Genomic DNA, 4,645 nt, shown 5'->3' with positions numbered 1-4,645 from the left:
GGGGTAACCTGCCTGATAAGTCACGGTGGAGAAGAAAGTCCGTTTTCAGCTGCCGCTTGAATCGGGTGCTGTGCGCCCCGCATCCAAAAAGCGGGCGCAGCCGGGGGCCTGGAGAGGCTTCCGGCAGGCTTGGAAAATTAAGGGATTTGGCAGGCGGGGGGTGACATGGGAAGCGGGGACAAGGGGGGATTGGGTTGGTTCAATCTGTGGTGGGAGCACCCACCACAGCCCCATTCATGGGGTTTTCAGCTTCAGGTGACGCGCATACCACGGCCGCTTTGGCACCCGCTTGAACAAGCCCTGCAACATTCCCTCGTCTTCACCAAAAGTAATGCGCAAGGCCAGCTTCATGACCTCCGGGTCCATCTCCATCGACTTGCCCACCTGCAACCCCGGCGTGGTGCTGCAACCATGGGTATCCGGGCCCAGCCAGGGGTCGCCGACTTCCACCCAACGGCCCGGTGCGAACCAGGCCACGCCGTTGGCTTGCAAGCGCTGGACTTCGCCCGGATTGAAGCGCTCATGGGCGCGAAACCAGTCTTCGATGCGGTCGTCGATCCAGCCATGGAAATGCCAGAACACCGGGTTGACGTGGGATGAGAACGGGTCGCCGAGGAAGTCGTTTTCCGCCGCATACCAGCGTGCAGCGAAGTCGGAAGGGTCACGGGCCATGGGCACGGGGGCGCCGTTGGAGGGATCACGCGGCACCGAGGCCCAGCGCATGTGCAGCCAGTCGTGCAGGCCAAGTTCCATCTCGGAGCCCAGTTGCCCCAGGGTGAATTTGGCCAGGTAGCGCGGGTCGCGGTATTGGGACTCCCACACCTGGAAGTTGCTGTGATAGGTCTCGGCGGCCTTGATATCGCTGACCCACTGGGTGTAGTCGCTGTCATCCGGCGCCCACCAAGTGGGCGGCAGTGCGAAACCGTCGTGGTTGTCGAAATAGCGCAAAAAGCCGTGGCGATCACGCTCCAAGGCCGGTTGCGGCTCGGGGAATTGCGGCCATGAGGGGAGGTCTTGCATGGAGCGCGCGGTGCCGAGCATGTGGCGGTGCATGAAGAAGAAGTCGATACCCGAGCCGTTGCGGTCTTTGCGCTTGCCCCGCGCATCGCGTTCCTGGCCGCGCGGGCCGGGTTGCCAGCCGATACCGCGCAAGGCCTCGCGCTTTTCCTCGGAGAGTTTGTGCCACTGGTCACGGGTGGCGTGCCACAGCTGGTGGAAAAGACGGTGTTCGGGAGCAATCAGCCAAGCCAGCAAGGTCGGATTGAGGCCGATGCGTTGGCGGGCTTCTGGGAACCAGTGCTTATGGGCGATGAAACGGTTATCGCGCTCGACCAAGGCCAGGGGACGATCCAGGTCGAGAATCTGCCCGCTGAGGGTGCTACTGCCCGCGTTGGCAAAATCAGCCCAGACCTGGTCGAGGGTCATCTTGAATTCATAGGCGGGCGTACCGTCGGCCGAATCGCGGTCGATCAGCCGCCAGTAGAGCACGGCGCTCTCCCCCGTCAACAGGTCACCCAACACCCGGTAGCGCGGCTCGCCCTCGGCGCGCAGGTGGGCGGCGGTGTCCAGGTAACCGCGCAAACCGCGTCCACGGGGCGCAATGTCGAGCAGCAGTTGCAAATCTTGCAATGGCAGCCCTTTGAGGCCGGCGTCGCGGCCTTCCAGGCGCAGGTCCCACACCCCACGCAGGGTGTTCGCCAGGTGCTGGCCGGCGGTGTCGGCCAGGTCCACCGTGGCTTCGCCGGGGGTGATGGGGAATTCTTCTTCGCGCGTCAACTCGCGATGGGCATAGAAGGCGGCCGGCACCGCGGCGCCTGTCAGCGCCAGGCCTGCGATGAACCCACGTCGAGAGATGGTCATTGTCTACCTTAGGAAACGGCTTTATCAGAGCTAGAACGTTTGCCCGCCGGGGAAATTTACCGAGGCGCCCTCGCCGCCTAAATTTTGCCGCCGATCACTCGTTCTTCCCTGATAGCGAAGGCCTCAACTGACTGAGATGGCAATGACAAAACCACGTTCGAAAAAGGCGCTGTACATCGGCTTGCCACTGGCACTGGCCATCAGTGCCGGGGCCGGCTTCCTGGTCTGGGATCACTGGTTCAAGGGCAATGCCGGTTACCCGCTGGCGGTGATCAAGCAGGCCAACGAAATGCAGGATCGACTGCTGTCGTTCGACAGCCATATCACCGTGCCCGTGGATTTCGGCACTGCCGGCAACGAAGCGGACAAGGACGGCGAAGGCCAGTTCGATCTGGTCAAGGCGGCACGCGGGCGCTTGTCCGGCGCAGCGCTGACCATCTTTGGCTGGCCGGAAATCTGGAACGGCCCCAATGCGCCGCACAAACCCACCGACGGTTTTGTCGAGGCCGCGCGCAACGAGCAGGAAGTGCGCTACAAGATCATCAGCGGCATGGTGCGCGACTTCCCCAATCAGGTCGCCATCGCCTACACCCCGGATGACTTCCGGCGCCTGCATGGCGAAGGCAAGTTTGCGATCTTTATCAGCATGCTCAACGCCTACCCACTGGGCAACGACTTGAACCAGTTGGACCTGTGGGCGGCGCGCGGCATGCGCATGTTCGGCTTCAGCTATGTGGGCAATAACGCCTGGTCGGACTCATCGCGGCCGCTGCCGTTTTTCAACGATTCCACTGACGCCCTTGATGGCTTGTCGGATATCGGCAAACAAGCGGTGCACCGCCTCAATGACCTGGGGGTGATCATCGACGTGTCGCAAATGTCGACCAAGGCCCTGGAGCAAGTGGCGCAATTGAGCCGCACGCCAATGGTGGCGTCCCATTCGGCGCCACGTGCCTCCGTGGATATCCCGCGCAACCTGAGCGACAAAGAGCTGCAACTGATCAAGCAAAGCGGCGGCGTGGTGCAGATCGTCGGCTTCTCCGCCTACCTGCGCCCGCTGAGCCAGCCGACCCAGGACAAGCTCAACACCCTGCGCGCCCGCTTCGACCTGCCACCCCTGCCCAACCTGGCCGTGGCGCTGATGCCGGGCGACGCGATCATTGCCGCCTGGCCGGAACACAAGTTCGGCGAGTACGCCAGTGCGCTGTACGGCATCCTCGATGAAGAACCGAAGGCCACCCTCAAGGACCTGGGGGACGCCATCGACTACACCGTGCGCAAGATCGGCATCGACCATGTTGGCCTATCGTCGGACTTCAACGATGGTGGCGGCGTTCAGGGCTGGAACAACGTCGGCGAAATACGCAACGTCACGGCCGAACTGATCCAGCGCGGCTACTCCGAAGCCGATATCGCCAAGCTGTGGGGAGGCAACTTCCTGCGCGTATGGGACCAGGTCCAAAAATCCGCCAAGCCCTTGGCCAACCGTTAATCATCCAGAAGCCAGTCCATGACCGACCGCCGTACCTTTCTCAAGCAGGCCGGGGTATTTGCCGCCAGCCTGCCACTGGGCGCCGCCCTGCTCCCGCAGGCCATCGCCGCCAACGCTCCACCCGATGACCCATGGACGGGACTCAAGCAACTGTTCAACCAGGACCCGAACTACCTGCATTTTTCCAACTTCCTGGTAGCCACTCACCCCAAGCCGGTGCGCGAGGCCATCGAACGCTACCGCGCGCAGATCGACCGCAACCCTGGGCTGGCCATGGACTGGGACCTGCAGGAAACCTGGAAACGCGAAGGCCAGGTGCGCGAGTGGGCTGGCCGCTACCTGAAGGCCACACCACCGCAGATCGCCCTGACCGGCAGCACTTCCGAAGGTTTGGCGATGATTTATGGCGGGATCAAGGTGCGGCCTGATCAGGAAATCCTCACCACCGTCCACGAACACTATGCCACCGAGTTCAGCCTGGATTTCCGCGTGCGCAAGGAGCAGACCCAGGTCCGCAAGATTCGCCTGTTCGACAACGCCCACCGGGTGTCCGCCGACGAAGTACTGGGCAACATCCAGCGCAATATCCGCCCCAACACCCGCGTACTCGGCATGACCTGGGTGCAGTCCGGCAGCGGCGTGAAGCTGCCTATCGGCGAGATCGGCAAGCTGGTGGAGGAACACAACCGCAACCGTGACGAGCAGGACCGCATCCTTTATGTGGTAGACGGCGTCCACGGTTTCGGCGTGGAAAACCTTGATTTCCCGGACATGCACTGCGACTTTTTCATTGCCGGCACGCACAAGTGGATGTTCGGCCCACGCGGCACGGGCCTTGTCTGCGCCCGCGACCCGCAGAACAACGACGTGACCCCGATGGTGCCGACCTTCTCCGAAGATAAGGACTTCGCCACCAGCATGACGCCAGGCGGCTACCACGCCTTCGAGCATCGCTGGGCGGCGGACGAAGCGTTCAAGCTGCACCTGCAATTGGGCAAAGCGCAGGTACAAGCGCGGATTCACGCACTCAATACCGAACTGAAAGAGCAATTGCTGGCAGAGCCGAAGATCGAACTGGTCACCCCGCGCAGCCCAGAACTGTCGGCCGGTTTTACCTTCTTCCGCGTCAAGGGCCAGGACAGTGATGCCGTGGCGGCCTACATGATGAAAAACCGCGTAGTGATCGACGCGGTGGACCGCGATGTCGGCCCGGTGATCCGCACCGCCCCCGGCCTGCTCAATTCCTCCGCCGAGATCCAGCGCTTCATGACCCTGCTGAACCAGCGGGCGTGA

Annotated in this window: 3 protein-coding genes; 2 read left to right on the top strand and 1 reads right to left on the bottom strand. The window is 62.6% G+C overall.

Annotation, left to right across the window (positions count from 1 at the left end):
• Positions 1-234: 234 nt before the first annotated feature.
• Positions 235-1,860: a pyoverdine maturation tyrosinase PvdP gene (gene pvdP, locus AYR47_RS19240; RefSeq protein ID WP_061436348.1), complete on the bottom strand. Its 1,626-nt coding sequence runs from the start codon at positions 1,858-1,860 to the stop codon at positions 235-237.
• Positions 1,861-2,002: 142 nt separating this feature from the next.
• Between pvdP and pvdM the strand changes: the two genes are divergently transcribed.
• Positions 2,003-3,352 (top strand): pyoverdine-tailoring dipeptidase-like protein PvdM, encoded by a 1,350-nt coding sequence (gene pvdM / locus AYR47_RS19235; RefSeq protein ID WP_061436346.1) that lies wholly within the window; start codon positions 2,003-2,005, stop codon positions 3,350-3,352.
• Between the two features lie 18 nt (positions 3,353-3,370).
• Positions 3,371-4,645 carry a pyoverdine-tailoring periplasmic protein PvdN gene (pvdN, locus tag AYR47_RS19230; RefSeq protein WP_061436344.1) on the top strand — a complete coding sequence of 425 codons (1,275 nt, stop codon included), beginning with the start codon at positions 3,371-3,373 and terminating at the stop codon, positions 4,643-4,645.

It is taken from the genome of Pseudomonas azotoformans (assembly GCF_001579805.1).
GTDB lineage: Bacteria > Pseudomonadota > Gammaproteobacteria > Pseudomonadales > Pseudomonadaceae > Aquipseudomonas > Aquipseudomonas azotoformans_A.
This window is presented reverse-complemented; position numbering and strand designations above follow the sequence as displayed.

Bases quoted from the DNA above. Each gene is read 5' to 3' on its own strand.
- pvdM (WP_061436346.1), top strand. From the start codon at position 2,003: ATGACAAAACCACGTTCGAAAAAGGCGCTGTACATCGGCTTGCCACTG.
- pvdP (WP_061436348.1), bottom strand. From the start codon at position 1,860: ATGACCATCTCTCGACGTGGGTTCATCGCAGGCCTGGCGCTGACAGGC.
- pvdN (WP_061436344.1), top strand. From the start codon at position 3,371: ATGACCGACCGCCGTACCTTTCTCAAGCAGGCCGGGGTATTTGCCGCC.